This window comes from Xenorhabdus siamensis (genome assembly GCF_037996745.1).
Lineage (GTDB): Bacteria > Pseudomonadota > Gammaproteobacteria > Enterobacterales > Enterobacteriaceae > Xenorhabdus > Xenorhabdus indica.
Genome location: NZ_JBBMXE010000002.1, coordinates 220,665 through 239,282 on the forward strand (window position 1 = coordinate 220,665; position 18,618 = coordinate 239,282).

At 40.9% G+C, this 18,618-nt stretch carries 14 protein-coding genes; 3 read left to right on the forward strand and 11 right to left on the reverse strand.

Features of this window, described 5'->3' with window-relative positions; translation table 11 throughout:
- Positions 1-28 precede the first annotated feature (28 nt).
- From AAC852_RS01950 to speA, 6 genes are all read right to left on the reverse strand, one after another.
- Positions 29-1,924: a hypothetical protein gene (locus AAC852_RS01950; RefSeq protein ID WP_340619563.1), complete on the reverse strand. Its 1,896-nt coding sequence runs from the start codon at positions 1,922-1,924 to the stop codon at positions 29-31.
- An 84-nt stretch (positions 1,925-2,008) separates the two neighbouring features.
- Entirely contained in the window at positions 2,009-2,674 is a 666-nt protein-coding gene (locus AAC852_RS01955; protein ID WP_340619564.1) for a 2OG-Fe(II) oxygenase, read from the reverse strand.
- Positions 2,675-2,719: 45 nt separating this feature from the next.
- A complete protein-coding gene (locus tag AAC852_RS01960; protein ID WP_340619565.1) occupies positions 2,720-3,655 on the reverse strand; it encodes an aldo/keto reductase in 936 nt (311 codons plus the stop codon).
- Entirely contained in the window at positions 3,655-3,870 is a 216-nt protein-coding gene (locus AAC852_RS01965) for a hypothetical protein (RefSeq protein WP_340619566.1), read from the reverse strand. Before AAC852_RS01965 ends, AAC852_RS01960 begins: the two co-directional genes overlap by 1 nt.
- Before the next feature lie 497 nt (positions 3,871-4,367).
- Positions 4,368-4,955: a GrpB family protein gene (locus AAC852_RS01970; RefSeq protein ID WP_340619567.1), complete on the reverse strand. Its 588-nt coding sequence runs from the start codon at positions 4,953-4,955 to the stop codon at positions 4,368-4,370.
- A gap of 181 nt (positions 4,956-5,136) precedes the next feature.
- Positions 5,137-7,047 (reverse strand): biosynthetic arginine decarboxylase, encoded by a 1,911-nt coding sequence (speA, locus tag AAC852_RS01975; protein WP_340619568.1) that lies wholly within the window; start codon positions 7,045-7,047, stop codon positions 5,137-5,139.
- A gap of 684 nt (positions 7,048-7,731) precedes the next feature.
- On the opposite strand from speA, the gene metK reads away from it, so the two are divergent.
- Together metK and AAC852_RS01985 are read left to right on the forward strand one after the other, a co-directional pair.
- Entirely contained in the window at positions 7,732-8,886 is a 1,155-nt protein-coding gene (metK, locus tag AAC852_RS01980; protein ID WP_340619569.1) for a methionine adenosyltransferase, read from the forward strand.
- Between the two features lie 104 nt (positions 8,887-8,990).
- A complete protein-coding gene (locus AAC852_RS01985; protein WP_340619570.1) occupies positions 8,991-9,500 on the forward strand; it encodes a SprT family zinc-dependent metalloprotease in 510 nt (169 codons plus the stop codon).
- 112 nt (positions 9,501-9,612) lie between these two features.
- Here AAC852_RS01985 and AAC852_RS01990 read toward each other — a convergent pair whose 3' ends face one another.
- Positions 9,613-9,963 (reverse strand): DUF6694 family lipoprotein, encoded by a 351-nt coding sequence (locus AAC852_RS01990; RefSeq protein ID WP_340619571.1) that lies wholly within the window; start codon positions 9,961-9,963, stop codon positions 9,613-9,615.
- Positions 9,964-10,396: 433 nt separating this feature from the next.
- On the opposite strand from AAC852_RS01990, the gene AAC852_RS01995 reads away from it, so the two are divergent.
- The gene (locus AAC852_RS01995; protein WP_340619572.1) at positions 10,397-11,878 is read left to right on the forward strand and encodes an aldehyde dehydrogenase family protein; all 1,482 of its coding nucleotides are present in this window, start codon (positions 10,397-10,399) and stop codon (positions 11,876-11,878) included.
- Between the two features lie 63 nt (positions 11,879-11,941).
- On the opposite strand, the gene AAC852_RS02000 is transcribed toward AAC852_RS01995, so the two are convergent.
- The 4 genes from AAC852_RS02000 to pyrG form a co-directional block, all read right to left on the reverse strand.
- A complete protein-coding gene (locus tag AAC852_RS02000; RefSeq protein WP_340619573.1) occupies positions 11,942-13,234 on the reverse strand; it encodes a dicarboxylate/amino acid:cation symporter in 1,293 nt (430 codons plus the stop codon).
- A gap of 485 nt (positions 13,235-13,719) precedes the next feature.
- Complete coding sequence (locus AAC852_RS02005) at positions 13,720-15,105, reverse strand: DASS family sodium-coupled anion symporter (protein ID WP_340619574.1); 1,386 nt, start codon at positions 15,103-15,105, stop codon at positions 13,720-13,722.
- A 389-nt stretch (positions 15,106-15,494) separates the two neighbouring features.
- The gene (gene eno / locus AAC852_RS02010; protein WP_099136621.1) at positions 15,495-16,796 is read right to left on the reverse strand and encodes a phosphopyruvate hydratase; all 1,302 of its coding nucleotides are present in this window, start codon (positions 16,794-16,796) and stop codon (positions 15,495-15,497) included.
- A 90-nt stretch (positions 16,797-16,886) separates the two neighbouring features.
- A complete protein-coding gene (pyrG, locus tag AAC852_RS02015) occupies positions 16,887-18,518 on the reverse strand; it encodes a glutamine hydrolyzing CTP synthase (protein ID WP_340619575.1) in 1,632 nt (543 codons plus the stop codon).
- Positions 18,519-18,618: the final 100 nt, after the last annotated feature.

Here is an 18,618-nt window from a genome sequence, read left to right on the forward strand (position 1 = left end):
CTGCTGTAATGTGATGACATGAAAAATGTTATCCCTGTGACTTTTTAGGTAGGCAAGCCAAACGGATACGGAGAAAAGCAATATCAAAACCAGATACAGCGATAATTCGAATACTATGTAAATCACATCCCTGATTTTCATCCAATTTAAATTCAAACTGGATGACACTATTATTTTTCAATTCTGCTGTTTTTATTTCAGAGGCAAAACATTGTCCTGTGGATTTATCATATCCACGAAGTTCCAAATGCACCCGCTGAGAAATAGGATGAACAGAATGGGGAATATGGAGTCGAATTTTTGCTGTGATTCTTTCCCCTTGCCGGGCAATCCATGTTTCTGTCAAATCTTCCAAACGAATACCATCACAACGGTAAGCAGCAAGCGGACCACAGACTCGACACATATAAGTTTCGCTACATCCCGTTATTCCCCCGGCATGACCAAATGAAGAGACTTCCATTAATGTTCCACATCGCCGGCAAGGTTCAACGGTTTTTAATGTATTCATCAATTGATCGTAATGCAGTAAATCAAAGGCATCAAAATTTTCACGCCCCTCATGTAACAGCGATACCAAGATTTTTTCCCATTGAACAATCAATAGTTGGATAAGCGCGTTATTTCGCAAGAGCGCTTTTTTATCTTCCTGGAGATAAGAAACTTCATGTTTTTTCAGAGAAAAAAGAGCCAGCCGCTCAATATTTATCAGCTTTTCACGCAAGCTGAATAATTTATCCGCCACCGTCTTACCTAACCACGCATCAATTGAACGTAGTAATCGATGACCATGAATTCCTTCTTCTAATACTGTTTGAATCCCTATCATGAGCTGGCGGGTTGTTTCTGATTCAGTATTATCATACAGGCCTATTGGCAGAGACAGAGTTTCATCTTTTAATGACAATTGCAATGTTGGATCACCCATTAATGCAAACGTAAAAGGTTGCCCAAGCACAGCACAAGCATCATTCAATACTGCCACAATTTGCCCAAGGGGCATTTCTTCTTTCGCCATATTTCTGAGTAACGTCAGAAGGTAATCTGGAGCAATCAATGGGCGAATGGGCGCTAAAACAGCTGCTGGCCACCCTTCTGTCAATGCCAAAATCATTGATACTGGTGAAGGATAAAGTTCTTCAGCCATATTAAAACCATTGCAACATATATAATTAATGGCATAGGCACGAATATCTACCCCATAAAACACTTGTGTTTTTCCATGTGCTCGTTTACATCGCCGGGTCAGGCGCGAACACCCACATTCAGGCATCAGAGGGAATTCTGTTTCTTCAAGCAACCCACAAACAGTTAATGCGGGCAGTTTTGCATGACTTCCTTCACCATGACTTCTGATCGTTTTCAACATAGCGGGTTGTGCTAGTAATTCTGCTAATTTTTCTGGCTGACTTTCATCACTTGTATATTTATGTTTCGGTGCGTCAATAAGAAATTCATGCTGTTCTAACAGAGCAGGTTTTAATAACGATTTAGCAATTAAATAACTGAGGCCAGAAAAAGTTCTTCCACATAAAAAACCGATATTTTTGCCAAGCTCAGAAGCTATTTCCAGCGTATTAGCAACAAAACCCACTTTCAATTTATGTGCCATGGTTATGAGCAGAATATTTTTTTCTCTGACTTCTGTTAATAGCAAGGTAATATTATCAATGTCATTAACTGAAATAACGCGATACCCCATCACCTTTGCATATAATAAAGCCATTGGATACGTATTTTCCCCTATATTCAATATGGCAACATCCTGATTGTCACTGGTACGCAATTCTTCCGCATACATTTCTTCTATGACTTGACGCCAGCGAATTTCCTGCTCGGTATTTTCTGGCCGGATAATCGGTATCCCTAAGCCAGAAGCAACCACATCATTATATTCAGAAAGTGTATTCAACCAATTTATCATGTGACTATTCCTGGCTGATTAATAATCATAATTAACCAACAGTTAAATGTTCATTTATTCCTAGGCAACACTCTTCGGTTGATCTCAAGTTGCAGGTGTATCCCAAAACCATACTTGCAAAACTTTTCTTACTGCCTGCATCTCTCTAGGAATAGGTGTAACCGCATGCCAGGCTGAATCTGTTCTGCGAATAAGTGCTGACGTATTTTTTCTCGGTGCGATTTCCACCACAACATCCTTCGGATCAGCAGAGCGTAATAATTGCAAACACCCTCCCATTTCAGGCACCCAATTATCCGTTAGATACATTAGGTGAGTTACCATCTTGTGCGGTTTATCTACATGAGGCTGGAAGAATGAACCAGGGCCGAATTCCCAAAAATGTGCCTGAAATTGCAACTTTCTGACATTATATTCGCTGACATCACTGATACATTCGATATAGTCATCTGACAAAAGATCGCTTGCAACTGACAGCCAAATATCAGCGAGCTCATCTGGCATGTAAGGCTCTTTTACTCCCAATTCCAGAAGAGGCCGGGTTTTGACATTATGTTGATACCATTCTTGTGACCCTTTCTTGCCAAGCGCTTCAGCAAGTTTACGCTGCGAATGATAAGTCCAGTGACTGCCCGGAAAATCATCATCAGGAATCATTTGCTTAAACGTATTATCGCAAGTTGCCCACGGTGAAGGATCATAATTAAGTTTCATATTTTTTAATGCATCTAAATTCAGAATATTAGCCATTTAATATACCTCCAATATAATGATGAATTAATTTTTGGTACATATTCAATCCAGAGCTAAACGTCGCCCAAGAATATAATCAATCGTTTTTTGCTGGAGTAATGATGAATTAAGATCAGCCAAAGAAAGTAATTGGTCAGAATGACTTATACCAACCAGAACAGAAATAATATCTTTATTTGCCAATATGACTTCCAACGCTAATACAGATGGGGGACGGTTTAATTGTTGTGCAGCGTATATTAATCGATCAATGGCTTTTTTTGTGCGCACATTACGATAACCAATCCCCTTATAACCTGACAAAGGATGTGTTCGAGGAACATCCAGCACAGAACGGTAACGCCCTCCCAATAACCCACGAGCCAGAGGAAGTGCCGCCAACAAACCAAGCTGAAATGTGTTGAGGGAAGGCCGTATCTCTTCATAACTCTGGTAGTTCAATATATTGACAGGATTTTGCACACAGGCAGGTAATATTCCCCCCGTTGCCTGGGCTGTATCACAATAATGCTCTATTTCTGAAAGCCTGACGTTACAAATGCCGTAACATCGGATTTTGCCTTCTTTTACCCATAATTGAAGGGTAGAAACAGTTTCTTCGACAGGCGTTGACGGATCAGGTGCATGTAGCTGATATAAATCGATATAATCCGTTTTCAAGCGTTTAAGACTATTGTGTAAGCATTGAGTCATTGCTGCCCGGCTCGCGCCTTTTGCCGTCTCATCATGACCAAATTTTGTCGCAATAACAATATCATGCCGACGCCCGTATATCGCATCACCTAATGCACTTTCACTTTCACCTTTGCTATAAATATCGGCTGTATCAAAAAAATTCACCCCCAAATCTAATGCTGTAGAAACAATACGCATGACATCTTTTCTACAGGCACTTACACCAAAATGGCTCCCGCCGACAGCCAAGCGAGATACCCGCAAGCCTATGGTTTCCAGGAAATGGGAACTGAAATCAATCATTACCAGCTAACTCTCATTTGCTGGACATGTCTATCCGCCAGCCCTTCATTGATCAAATCGTCTATATTGCCCTCAGAAAGTGCGCGGTACTGTGTTGGTGTTAGCTGATATTCTTGCATGACTTTTTCAGGTTCATTTTCCCAACGTACCTGTACTTCAGGCTTAGAAATTAAATCATCAAGCAAGTCATTCACATCTTTCATTTTATTTTGCATAGTTAATTTTCTCACTGATTCATATAAAAGCGTTGTATGGTATATAAAAACACCTTTAATATATGAGGTAAATTATAAAAAATATTCAAATTAACTGCTTAAAAAAACAGGCTTAGTGGTTCTCTTAATTATGCTATTTATTAACAATGAAGCTTAAGATTATAAAAAGCAATTAGATTTTTTTTATGGTCATTAACCAAGAGTTAATTAAGGTAAACATCTATTCGACTTCAAAAAGCGTTGATGAAAATCCGCACTCTCTGTTCTCATCGTTTCAACAGCCTTAGCAGACTAGGTTATTAATCCTGAATTAGGTGTGGAATGTCGGTTAGCATTAAATTGGTAAAATGGGAGGCGATTTACCACTATCACAAGCCACACAGTGGCTTGAAAGGTAAAACTCCTTATAGGAGGATGGTAAAAAAATAAGAATATAAAAGTGCTCTGTCAATCGAAGCCAAAACAGATTTTTATCCGCACAATAATATCAAACATTATTACAGCAATCCTTTACTTTGAAATATACGTTGATAAATTTCATATACCACTTGTTCTTTTCTCTTATTATAGTCCATTACCTGTTTAACATTATTTTTAGCAGTTATCTTCGCAGCTATATATCGTTCACAATCTTCAGGATGTTCTCTAAGCCAATCACGAAACCAAATATGTCGAATATGTTCAGGGCAATTAAGGCCAAAAACATGAAGATTAACTCTAGGTTTTGCCAAGCGGAGGCATCGATGTTGATAAAAACTCGGTTCACGAACCGTTAAATCATAACCAAGCTGCTCCAATGCTGGTACATATTTTTCTTCTTGAGTTGGGTCTTCCACAATAAGATCAATATCAATAACAGGTTTGGCAACCATCCCAGGAACTGCCGTTGACCCAACGTGCTCAATATTCAAAACAACGTTGCCAAGTGTTTCTTTGATAACCGAAGAAAGTTGTTGCCATGTAGCTAACCATTCAGGATTGTATTCTACAACGTCAATCGCCTCTTCAGCAGGTTTACCATGTACCCAGGGATTTTCATTAGGATCAGGCTCAGGGAAGAAGATAATATCTTTAGTATTTATCACTAACTCGCTCCTTATTTCTTTGTTAAGTTTGCCCGCTATTTTTGTATTCGAATTTATCACAAAAGAAGTTCACAGAAAGAGTGCGACTTCGCATAGTAATTAAATAAAATAGCCATCCCAAAACAAATGATTATCTAAAATCCATGATTAAGAATGACTATTAATGAAGGTTAGTAACTAATCAGAATGACTCATCTTCCAAGTAAGTGTAACCATACAGACCACTTTCAAACTCTTGCAGGAATTGCTCTTGCAAATTTTCACCTAAATCCGTCGATTTCACTTGATCACGAAAACGAGTCAATAACACTTGTGGCTCCAGTTTCACATATTGAAGCATATTGGCTACCGTATCACCCTCTTCACTCTGCTGATATGTGACTTCACCGTTTTCTGAAACGTAAACATCAATGGCCGCTGTATCACCAAACAGGTTATGCATATTGCCCAGAATTTCCTGATATGCCCCGACCATGAAGAAACCAATTAATGGAGGGTTTTCCGGATCGTAAGCTGGCATTGGCATTGTTGTTGCCACACCGTCACCATCAACATAATGATCAATAATACCATCAGAGTCACAAGTAATATCCAGCAATACAGCACGACGATCTAATGGCTTATCCAGCCCCTCAAGTGGCAGAACAGGGAACAGTTGATCGATACCCCAGGCATCAGGCATAGACTGGAACAGGGAAAAATTCACATACAATTTATCCGCCATGCGCTCTTGTAATTCATCAATGATCGGCCGGTGAGCACGGTTGCTTGGATCAAGATCCTGCTGAATATGACGGCAAATATTTAAATATAATTCCTCTGCCCAGGCTCTTTCAGAAAGGCTCAATATCCCGTGTGCATATTGGGTATGAACATCGTGCAGGTCAAATTGACTGTCATGCAACCATTCACGCAAAGAACGCTTATAGCCTCCCTCCTGCATCTCCAGCCATGTATCCCATAAACTTGTCAGAGGACGTGCCGCATCTTCTGCGGGTGGCGTTGTATCGGTGAACTCATTACGCTCAACCCCAATAACATTGGAGATCAAAACAGTATGATGAGCGGTCAATGCCCGACCAGATTCAGTGATCACGGTTGGATGTGGCAGGCCATGTTCCTCACAGGCATCACCAATGCCCCAAATAACATTGTTTGCATATTCATTCAGGCCGTAGTTAACAGAACATTCTGACTGGGAACGTGTACCTTCATAATCAACGCCCAGCCCTCCACCAACATCAAAACACTGAATGTTAACGCCCAGTTTATACAGCTCGACATAAAAATGGGCGGATTCACGCACGCCTGTTGCCACATCCCGAATATTCGCCAGTTGAGAACCCAGATGGAAATGCAGCAGTTGTAAGCTATCCAGTTTTCCAGCCGCACGGAGGGTTTCAACCAATTGCAGCACTTGTGCCGCTGCCAGACCAAACTTAGATTTTTCACCGCCACTGGACTGCCATTTACCGGCTCCCTGTGAAGCAAGGCGCGCCCGTACTCCAAGACGGGGGATGACATTAATGCGCTCCGCTTCTTCCAGCACTATTTCTATTTCGGACATTTTCTCGATAACCAGATACACCTTGTGTCCCAGTTTTTCACCGATCAGTGCCAGACGAATATATTCACGATCTTTATAGCCATTACAGACAATGACAGTCCGCGTCATGCCTGCATGAGCCAACACGGCCATCAGTTCAGCTTTGGAACCCGCTTCCAACCCAACAGGCTCACCAGAGTTTGCCAACGACTCAATCACGCGGCGCTGCTGGTTTACCTTAATCGGATAAACCAGAAAATAATCACCTTTATAACCATAAGATTCACGTGCGCGTTTAAATGCAGTATTAATAGAGCGCAAACGGTGTTGCAGGATCTGGGGAAAACAAAACAATGCAGGCAACCGTAACTGTTTTTTCTCTTCCTGAACTTTTTTTACCAAATCGACAAGCTCAACTTGTGCTTCTGGCAAATCAGGATTTGGACAAACACTGACATTACCCAGGTCATTGACGTAGTAATAGTTACCGCCCCAATATGCAATATTGTAGGTCTGTCGCATTTTACGTGCGATATTATCATTCATGGCAGTCTCCTTCATGGAGTAGAGATTTGCCTTCACCTGTAAGTCAATAACCCAAGACGCTATTTATTGTGCGTATCTTGCGCATTAATAAATGTCAGGGAATAGCATGCTCTTAAATTATAGAAACGTTTAGAGGGAACTAAACAATATGTATTTACTGTTTGGCAATATGACTTCTGTTCAAAATGACCCGCCTGCTTAAACGCTTCAGATAACATCGGGTTGAATTCATATCAATAAGAGAGGAACAAGATGTGGATACATCAATGGCATAATGTGGCTGTTGGCCGTTAACAATCAGCAGATAATGGTTCATAACCCCATTCACTCCACATGGCTTATCATCCGAAAGCCGTTTCTCAATTGAGAAGCAGAACACGTATAAACGCACCCTGCAAACGCCCATAACTTGAAGTGCAAAAACCTATCAGTTACGGGCGCTTTATACCTGTAATCCTGCAAAATTGCAAAACGAAATTTATTTGTACTTAACAGAATTAGATAGATTTACCCGATAGATTTCGAACCTAGAGAAAAGCAGAGAAGAAACCCAAAATGTCATACTGTGAAAGATATTTAAAACTAAAAAAACTGGTATATTTGGCGATAGTAACTTAGACTAGCCGTCTAGATGGTAAAACATCCACCCTTAAACCGAAATTATATTTAAGGTAACGAAATATAATGACTACACACCTTTTTACTTCTGAATCCGTTTCAGAAGGTCATCCAGATAAAATTGCTGATCAGATTTCCGACGCCGTTCTTGATGCGATCTTAGAACAAGATCCCAAGGCTCGTGTAGCTTGTGAAACTTATGTGAAAACCGGTATGGTTATGGTTGGTGGTGAAATTACCACCAGCGCTTGGGTTGATATTGAAGAAATAACCCGCAGTACTGTACGTGAAATTGGCTATACCAGCTCCGACATGGGTTTTGATGCTAATTCTTGTGCAGTAATTAGTGCGATTGGCAAACAGTCACCTGATATTAATCAGGGAGTTGACCGGGCTGATCCTCTGGAGCAAGGAGCAGGTGATCAGGGATTGATGTTTGGTTACGCAACCAACGAAACCGACGTATTGATGCCAGCACCTATTACATATGCTCACCGTCTGGTTGAGCGTCAGGCTCATGTACGTAAAAACAAAACACTGCCGTGGTTGCGTCCTGATGCCAAAAGTCAGGTTACATTCCAATACGACAACGGTAAAATTGTCGGTATTGATGCAGTCGTACTCTCTACTCAGCATTCTGAAGAAATTGGCCAGAAAGAGCTGCATGAAGCAGTTATGGATGAGATCATCAAACCTGTATTGCCGGCTGAATGGCTCACTCCGATGACTAAATATTTCATCAATCCAACAGGCCGTTTCGTGATCGGAGGCCCAATGGGTGACTGTGGTCTGACAGGTCGTAAGATCATTGTAGATACCTACGGTGGTATGGCTCGTCATGGTGGTGGAGCGTTCTCAGGTAAAGATCCATCTAAAGTTGACCGTTCTGCGGCTTATGCTGCACGTTACGTGGCTAAAAATATTGTCGCAGCAGGTCTGGCTGATCGCTGTGAGATCCAAGTGTCTTATGCGATCGGTGTTGCTGAACCCACTTCCATCATGGTTGAAACGTTCGGAACTGAAAAAGTGCCAACGTCAACACTGATCCAATTAGTACGCGAATTCTTTGATCTGCGTCCTTATGGCCTCATCAAGATGTTGGATCTGTTGCATCCGATCTATAGCGATACCGCAGCATACGGTCACTTTGGCCGTGAGCAGTTCCCGTGGGAAGCGACAGATAAGGCCATGATCCTACGTAATGCAGCAGGGTTGAAATAACCTCTGCTACGCCTAAAAAGCCCGCCGATACCAGCGGGCTTTTTAGTATTACAACCATACATATTCGTTTTCGTTAGTTAAGTTACTATATAATTATTGCTGTTATGAAATTCGTTAAGGTTCCGCTTCCTCTTCAGCAAGCAGTCATGCGTACTTTGCGGCAAAAAATAGTTCAGGCAAATGATTTTCTTGAACAAACCTTTCCCGAACCCAATGTGACCTATCAACAACGAGGTACAATTGCGGGAAGTGCTCGTCTACAGGATTGGGAAATTCGCCTTAACCCAATTCTGCTCATTGAAAATCAACAATCATTTATTGATGAAGTGATCCCTCACGAACTGGCTCATTTATTGGCTTACCATCAATTTGGCAAAGTAGCACCTCATGGCAAGGAGTGGCGTTATATCATGGAAACTGTGTTTAAAGTACCAGCCAATCGAACACACCAATTTTCAGTCCAATCCGTTTGTAGTAAGACATTCATTTATTCTTGCCACTGCCAACAGCATGAATTAACCATCAGGCAGCACAATAAAGTGCTCAGGGGAAAAAGTTGCTATGTTTGCCGTCAGTGCGGAGAGCGATTAACTCTATTGGAAGATCATAAGTAACGGTAACAAAATGCCCATAATCAGGGCACTTCGCTTAAGAAATCAGTAGTTATCATTGAGCGCACTCAACAATAAGATTTGTAACTTGAAAAATACAGGCAGATAATTGTATTCATTTGTTAATAGTACTCGTATTCGATTTAATTCTTTCTGCTTCACTAATAACCTGATCGGCTGTTTTTCCATTCAGTGATTGATAAAACTTATATTCCAGCTTTTCCATATCTTCATATTTGATATTTCCATACTTGTTATTTTTAAATAATTCATCAAAATCGATACTATTAAGCATGATAATATTCAATGAATCATCAAATTTTAATTTTTTATCTTCAGATAAAGTATCTCTTATTTTTTCGATGGATGTTTTTACTGCCATTTCATTTGTACCGTCAATCTTAAGTTGACTATCACACCCGGCCAATGTAAAACCTAATAAACAAATTAATAACAAATTTTTCATAATCATCCCCGCCAATGATTGGTAGTATAATAATAGCAGAGTGCTGAGAAAATAAATCACCTTAACTAAAAAAATTATCATTAAATATAAACGTATTGATAATTTGTTTACTTATTATCTTGTATCATTAAGTTGTTTATGGTCATTTAAACTACTCTCTAAGCTACTCCTCCGATAACATCTTGAAAAAAGACAGCAGAAAAATAGACCATACAAAATATAATCACATACCAATAATAATTCTCAAAATTTATTTCATGTGTTTATTATTTTATTATAAAAATCAATTACCCCCCCTTATTTATTGATATAAGATTTTTATTTATTGATATAAGATTTTTATATTTAAATCCGAATTTAAGAATTAATCCAATAATACTCTTTGAACAGATGGTTTAGCATACCCAAAAATCAAAAGTACCTGGAGAATATGATGAAGAAATTACATGATATCGTAAAAGAACTATTACCTGCTAAGTCTTATAAGATGCTGATTGGCGGTGAATGGGTTGATAGTGTTTCAAAAGAAACAATGAAGAGCTATAACCCGGCAACTGGAGAATTACTCACTGAATATGTGGCAGGAAATGCTCAGGATGTTGAACTTGCCGTTCAAGCAGCAACTAAAGCCTTACCCGCCTGGAGCAAAACTTCAGCGGCAGAAAGACAATCCATCCTATTGAAAATTGCCGACTTATTGGAAGCAGAAGCAGAGCGTTTTATCACCCTTGAAACATTAGATGGTGGTAAGACACAAGCTTTATGCCGCAATTTTGACATTCCTTTTGCTATCGATCATTTCCGTTACTTTGCAGGTGTGATCCGCTCTCACTCTGATGCAATGGATGTTATTGATGATGATAACCTGAGTCTGGTGATCAGAGAGCCAATCGGTGTAATCGGGCAAATCATTCCCTGGAACTTCCCACTGCTGATGGCAGCCTGGAAACTCGCTCCTGCCTTAGCGGCAGGTAATACCGTGATTATCAACCCTGCCAGTCTGACTCCCATTAGTTTGCTGGAATTGGGACGCATCATAAATCAAGTTCTTCCTGCGGGCGTTGTCAATATTGTCACAGGTCGCGGTTCTGTCGTCGGTCAGGCAATCCTTGATCATGAAAGTATTGACAAAGTAGCCTTTACAGGCTCAACAGAAGTCGGTTACAACGTTGCAGCCGCTGCCGCTAAGAGACTTATTCCGGCCACGCTGGAGCTAGGAGGAAAATCGGCCAATATCATTTTCCCTGATGCCAATATGAAAAAAGCGGTCAAGCATGCAGCTAACGCGATTTTACTGAATCAGGGACAGGCTTGTGAATCTGGTGCTCGTCTATTCCTGCATAAAGATATCTATGATTCATTCCTGCCCTCGTTGAAAACCGTCTTCGAATCCGTTCGAGTCGGCGACCCAATGGATCCTGCAACTGAAATGGGATGTCAGGTCAGTGAAGAACAAATGAATACTATCCTGGGCTATATTGATCTTGCCAAACAGGAAGGAGCAACCATCCTTACTGGTGGCAGACGCATAACAGGAGCAGGATATGACGATGGGTTCTTTGTTCAGCCAACAATTCTCACTAATGTGACCAATGATATGCGTGTTGCACGAGAAGAAATCTTCGGGCCGGTTCTCTGTGTTATCCCATTCAGTGATGAAAACGAAGTCATTGAGATGGCTAATGATTCAGAATATGGTCTGGCTGGTGCGGTCTGGACACAGGATATTAATCGTGCTCTGCGTGTCGCTAAAGCTGTTAAAGCTGGCCGTATGTGGATCAATACCTATCATGAACTTCCTGCCCACACACCATTTGGTGGTTATAAAAAATCAGGGCTTGGGCGAGAAACACATAAGATGGCTTTGGATGCTTATACTCAGGTCAAAAATATTTATATCAGCACCAAAGAATAATCACTTTAAGAGAAAATCATCCCGAAAAATAATCGCCACCTCAAAGGTGGCGATTCAAAACGCTTATAACTCTTTTACAGAGTCTGGCAGTTCACCATTTAATGCTCGATTCATTTTTTCTTTATCCAAAGCACCTTCCCAACGAGCTACAACAATACAAGCACAGGCATTACCGACAAAATTGGTCAATGCACGACATTCAGACATAAATCTATCAATACCTAAAATAAGTGCCATTCCAGCTATTGGAATACTTGGTACAACAGATAGAGTCGCAGCCAAAGTAATAAAGCCAGCGCCTGTAATACCTGCGGCACCTTTTGAACTGATCATTGCAATTAATAATAAAGAAATTTGCTCTGTGAGAGTTAAATCAATACCCGTGGCTTGAGCAATAAATAATGCAGCCATTGTCATATAAATATTAGTACCATCAAGATTGAATGAGTAACCTGTTGGGACAACTAACCCTACAACAGATTTCTCACAACCAGCATTTTCCATTTTCCTCATTAAGCTAGGTAAAGCTGCTTCAGAAGAAGATGTACCTAATATTAAAAATAGCTCATCTTTAATATATTTCATTAATTGGATGATAGAAAATCCGTTATATTTAGCTACTCCCCCCAGAACAACCAAAACAAATATTAATGATGTAATGTAGAAGGTGGCGATGAGTATTATCAGATTACCAATAGATGAAAGACCATATTTACCAATGGTAAACGCCATTGCTCCAAATGCACCAATTGGCGCCAGTTTCATTAACATACTCACCATTTTAAAAACAGGTTCAGAAAGACTTTGTAAAAATACTAATACAGGCTCCCCCTTTTTCCCTGTTAATGCTAACGAGAGGCCAAAGATAACAGAAATAAAGAGAACTTGAAGAATATTTCCGTTTACAAGCGGACTGACAACGGATTCAGGTATCACATCCATAAGAAAACCCACAAAAGATGATTCGTGAGCTTTCTTCACATAATCCGCGACCTTACTACCATCCAACGATTCAGGCGAGATATTCAGTCCATCACCGGGACGAATAATATTAGCGACAATTAAACCAATAATTAAAGCAAGTGTTGAAAATGTCAGAAAATATAACATTGATTTTCCGACAACACTACCCACTGTTTTCATATTGTTCATACTCGCTATTCCTGTTACGACGGTCAGAAAAATAACAGGAGCAATAATCATTTTCACAATCTTGATGAAAGCATCGCCTAATGGCTTAAGTGATTCACCTATATCTGGATAAAAATGGCCTAGAGAAATACCCAGTAAAATTGCAAAAATGACTTGTACGTAAAGGATCTTGTACAGCGGTTTTTTCTTTAAACTGTAACGCATAGTATGCCCTATTGTTAATGTTATTATGGCTTAATCCTACTCTTCTGAATTTATGAGTCTGATTTTATGAATAATTCTTCGGTTATATTAATGTACTTATAATATGAATATTATGGTGATTCAGGGAAAATAAATTAATTTGCATCACAAAAACACTACAATATCAGCATACATATAAAACACCTACTGTATTTTATTAGTTGCACAAAGAACTTAATGCTATCACTGTCACTATTGTCAAATTTTACTGTATTCAGTATCTACAATAAGAATATCTTTTATTTCATTTAATTTTTTCTGGTAAATGCATCAATGTCACAAAAATTAGCGAATTCTTATTAAATCATCTGATTAATATCAAGATCCTTCTCAATCACTAATATGCACTTTTTTATCAATGGTTTTTGGCCGTTTTTCAATACTCACAAATAAAATGGCCACCTTAAAGGTGGCCATTTTATTGATGATTTATTTATTGATAAAAATTACACCCAGAAGAACCAAGCAATTACAGAAATAATCGCAATACATGCCAAGTTCAGCACAAAACCCACCCGTACCATTTCAACCTGCTTGATATAGCCAGTGCCATAAACAATGGCATTCGGTGGTGTGGCAACAGGTAGCATAAATGCACAAGATGCACCAATACCGATAATCATGGTCAACACGATAACCGGCATACCCAGAGCTTCTGCAACTGTGGCAAAAATAGGGACAAGTAACGCGGCACTGGCTGTATTACTGGTAAATTCAGTCAGGAAGATAATGAATGTAGCAATAGCAACAATAATCACAAACCACGAACTTGAGCCAAATGTCGCAGCCATACCATTCGCCATAACTTCACTTGCACCAGAGTTTTTCAGAACAGCGCTCAGTGTCAGACCACCACCAAACAGCATCAACACGCCCCATTCCGTGTTATTTTGGATCTGTGACCATGTTGATACACCAGTCATGCCAATCAGAATAGCTGCACTCACGGCAATGATAGTATCTAATTCTTTGATACCGCCAAGAGCATCACTGATGAGGGAACTGAAAATCCAGCAAACAACAGCCAGCAGGAAAATCAACATGGCGATAACACGTTTACTATTCCATTCCAGATGCTCCAGCTCCAGATCAAATTTATGATTCAGATTCGGACGCAACATGATATACATCAGCATCACCATAACGGGTAACAGGATGATCACCATTGGCACGCCGTACTTCATCCATGTAATGAAATCTATACCTAACTGTGCTGCTGCAATCGCATTAGGTGGGCTACCTACCAACGTGCCCAAACCACCAATACTGGCGCTATATGCCACACCCAACAACACAAAAACAAATGTATTACGTTCAGTACGGACATCCAGATTAGCTAAAATACCCAGAACCAGTGGCAACATCATCGCTGCGGTTGCTGTATTGCTAATCCACATCGAAAGTAGAGCCGTGATACCAAATATCAGCATGACCGCCACTGATAAACGCCCACGAGCAATCATCAGAAGACGGTTAGCTATCAGTCTGTCCAGACCTTGAATATGCAGTGCTGTCGCCAGTGCAAAGCCACCAAAGAACAAAAAGATAATTGGGTTTGCAAAAGATTTCAACGCGTCACCTGTATTCATCAATCCCATTCCGACAGCCAGAATTGGAATACAAAGTGCAGTAATAGTGACGTGAATGGCTTCGGTCAGCCATAACACCCCGATAAATGCCATTAATGCCAAACCTGCATTTGCTTTTTCGCTATAAGGCAAAAATTTCAGCAAAGCAATTAACAAAATGATATCCAGCGCGAGAATAATTAAGCCTCTTTTACTTGAGGGTATTGGCCCAACCGCAGGGGTTAAAGATTCTGAAGCGTCCATGAAGACTCCATGTAACAATGAAACATAACTCCGTAATGTAAAAATAATAATTGATGAATCATTGTTCTAAATGTTAATGAATTACATTACATCTGAAATAATAAGGAGTCTGAACGATAAATAAAATACACGGAGTGCGATTTTGGGATCTGCTACGTGATATTTGCTTATTTATTAATTAAAAGAGTAAAGAAAAGAGTTTATTTTAAAGAGTTATATCACATTTCTTATTTTACGAATGGTTAAATAATCCTCCATTATGTAATAAAGAAATGTAATAAAGAGAAAAGCACATAACTAAAATTATCTTTTTAAGAAAGGCGAAAGAATATTACTCTTTCGCCAAAATATAAATAATATTTGTTTTTTTATTGAAACCCGTCAGCCAATCATGCCTGACCTTTCACTTCTCTCAGGCCATTGAAAGGAGCACGGTTACCCAATGCTTCTTCAATACGAATCAACTGATTGTATTTAGCAACACGGTCAGAACGGCTCATGGAACCGGTCTTGATTTGACCTGCCGCCGTACCTACTGCTAAGTCAGCAATGGTTGCATCTTCAGTTTCACCAGAACGGTGAGAGATAACCGCTGTGTAACCTGCATCTTTTGCCATCTTGATTGCAGCCAGCGTCTCAGTCAAAGAGCCGATCTGGTTGAATTTGATCAGGATGGAGTTAGCAATCCCTTTTTCGATACCTTCTTTCAGGATCTTGGTATTGGTTACGAACAGATCGTCACCAACCAACTGGATTTTATCGCCCAAGACTTTAGTCTGGTAAGCAAAACCGTCCCAATCAGATTCATTCAGACCATCTTCGATAGAAACAATGGGATATTCTTTAGTCAGCTCTTCCAGGTAGTGAGTGAATTCCTGAGAAGTGAAAGTCTTGCCTTCACCTTTCAGTTCATAGTTACCGGTTTCTTCGTTATAGAATTCAGAAGCGGCACAATCCATCGCCAGAGTGATGTCTTTACCCAGTACATAACCTGCTTTTTCTACAGCTTCTTTGATAGCGGCCAGTGCTGCTGCGTTAGACTCCAGATTTGGTGCATAACCACCTTCATCGCCCACCGCAGTACTCATACCTTTTGCTTTCAGTACCTTTGCCAGATTATGGAAAACTTCAGAACCCATACGCACCGCTTCTTTCAGCGTGCCCGCACCTACTGGCTGAATCATGAATTCCTGAATATCCACGTTGTTGTCAGCATGTTCACCACCATTGATGATGTTCATCATTGGCAAAGGCATGGAGAATTTACCCGGAGTCCCGTTTAGTTCAGCAATATGCTCGTACAGAGGCATACCTTTTGCCGCTGCCGCCGCTTTGGCGTTCGCAAGGGAAACGGCCAAAATCGCGTTAGCACCGAAGTTAGATTTATTTTCAGTACCATCCAACTCGATCATGATTTTATCGATATTGGCTTGATCTTTCGCATCCTGACCAACCAGAGCTTGAGCAATTGGGCCATTAACCGCTGCAATTGCTTTCAGTACACCTTTGCCCATAAAACGGGATTTGTCGCCATCACGCAGTTCCAGCGCTTCGCGAGAACCCGTTGATGCACCTGATGGTGCCGCGGCCAGACCAACAAAGCCGCCTTCCAAATGTACTTCCGCTTCTACCGTTGGATTACCACGGGAGTCGATGATTTCACGGCCGAGCACTTTAACGATTTTGGACATTAGGTTTTCCTCAGTACAAGTTAAATTCTGGGCAATTGATGGTCACTCAAAGAATCGAGTAAAGCCCCATCGATCACCCCATATCTTATTTCACTGGCCTTTCTGGTACTTGCGTGCGGCTTCAACAAAACCGGCAAATAACGGATGACCATCACGAGGTGTTGAAGTAAATTCAGGGTGGAACTGACACGCCACAAACCATGGATGGTTCGGGTTCTCAACGATTTCCACCAATTTATTGTCGATTGAGCGGCCGGCAACACGTAAGCCCGCGTCTTCAATGCGTTTCAACAATAGATTGTTCACTTCGTAACGATGGCGGTGACGCTCAATAATATCGTCCTGACCATAAAGTTTACGTACCAGACTGTTTTCAGTCAGATGACACAGTTGGCCACCAACACGCATCGTTCCACCGAGATCGCTCTCTTCACTGCGTACTTCTAAGTTGCCGTTCTCATCACGCCATTCAGTGATCAGACCTACAACTGGTAACTTACATTCAGGCTCAAATTCAGTAGAGTTAGCCCCTTCCATGCCTGCAACATTGCGTGCGAATTCAATCAGAGCAACCTGCATACCCAGACAAATTCCCAGGTAAGGAACTTTATTTTCACGGGCGTAACGGGCTGTCATAATTTTGCCTTCGATGCCACGACCACCGAAACCACCTGGCACCAGAATCGCATCCAGATTCTTCAATACTTCAACACCACGGGTTTCGACGTCCTGAGAATCAATCAGTTTGATGTTGACGGTCAGACGATTTTTCAATCCACCGTGTTTCAGTGCTTCAATAACTGATTTATACGCATCCGGCAGCTCAATATATTTGCCCACCATACCGATGGTCACTTCGCCTGATGGATTCGCCTCTTCATAAATGACCTGTTCCCATTCAGACAGGTTAGCTTCCGGGCATTCGAGGCTGAATCGTTTACAAATATAATCATCTAAGCCCTGAGATTTCAAGAGGGCAGGAATTTTATAAATAGAATCAACATCTTTTAAAGAGATAACCGCTTTCTCTGGTACGTTACAGAAAAGTGCAATTTTTGCCCGCTCATTAGCTGGAATAGTGCGATCTGAACGGCAGATCAAAACATCCGGCTGAATACCAATGGAAAGCAGCTCTTTCACTGAATGCTGGGTAGGTTTAGTTTTCACTTCGCCTGCTGCTGCCATATAAGGCACCAGAGTCAAATGCATAAACAGAGTATTCTCGCGGCCGACTTCTACCGCCATCTGACGAATAGCTTCAAGGAATGGCAGGGATTCGATATCACCTACAGTACCGCCAATTTCCACCAGCACAACATCGTAACCTTCCGCGCCACGGATAATACGGTCTTTGATTTCATTAGTGATGTGAGGAATAACCTGAATGGTTGCGCCCAGATAATCGCCGCGGCGTTCTTTACGCAGAACTTCGGAGTAAACACGACCTGTCGTGAAGTTATTGCGACGTGTCATTTTGGTTCGAATGAAACGTTCGTAATGGCCTAAATCGAGATCAGTTTCAGCGCCATCTTCGGTAACGAAAACTTCCCCGTGTTGGGTTGGGCTCATTGTACCTGGATCGACGTTGATATACGGGTCCAGTTTCATAATGGTGACATTGAGTCCACGGGCTTCGAGTATGGCCGCCAAAGAGGCTGCGGCAATGCCTTTACCCAGAGAGGATACGACCCCGCCGGTCACAAAAATATAATTAGTTTTCATGCTGAACCTGAAAGTTTAGGTTTAAAAGGATGATGAATATAACAGGACGGGAAAGTAGTATACTCTAACCTTAAATGCGCTACAAACTCTATCTCTTTTA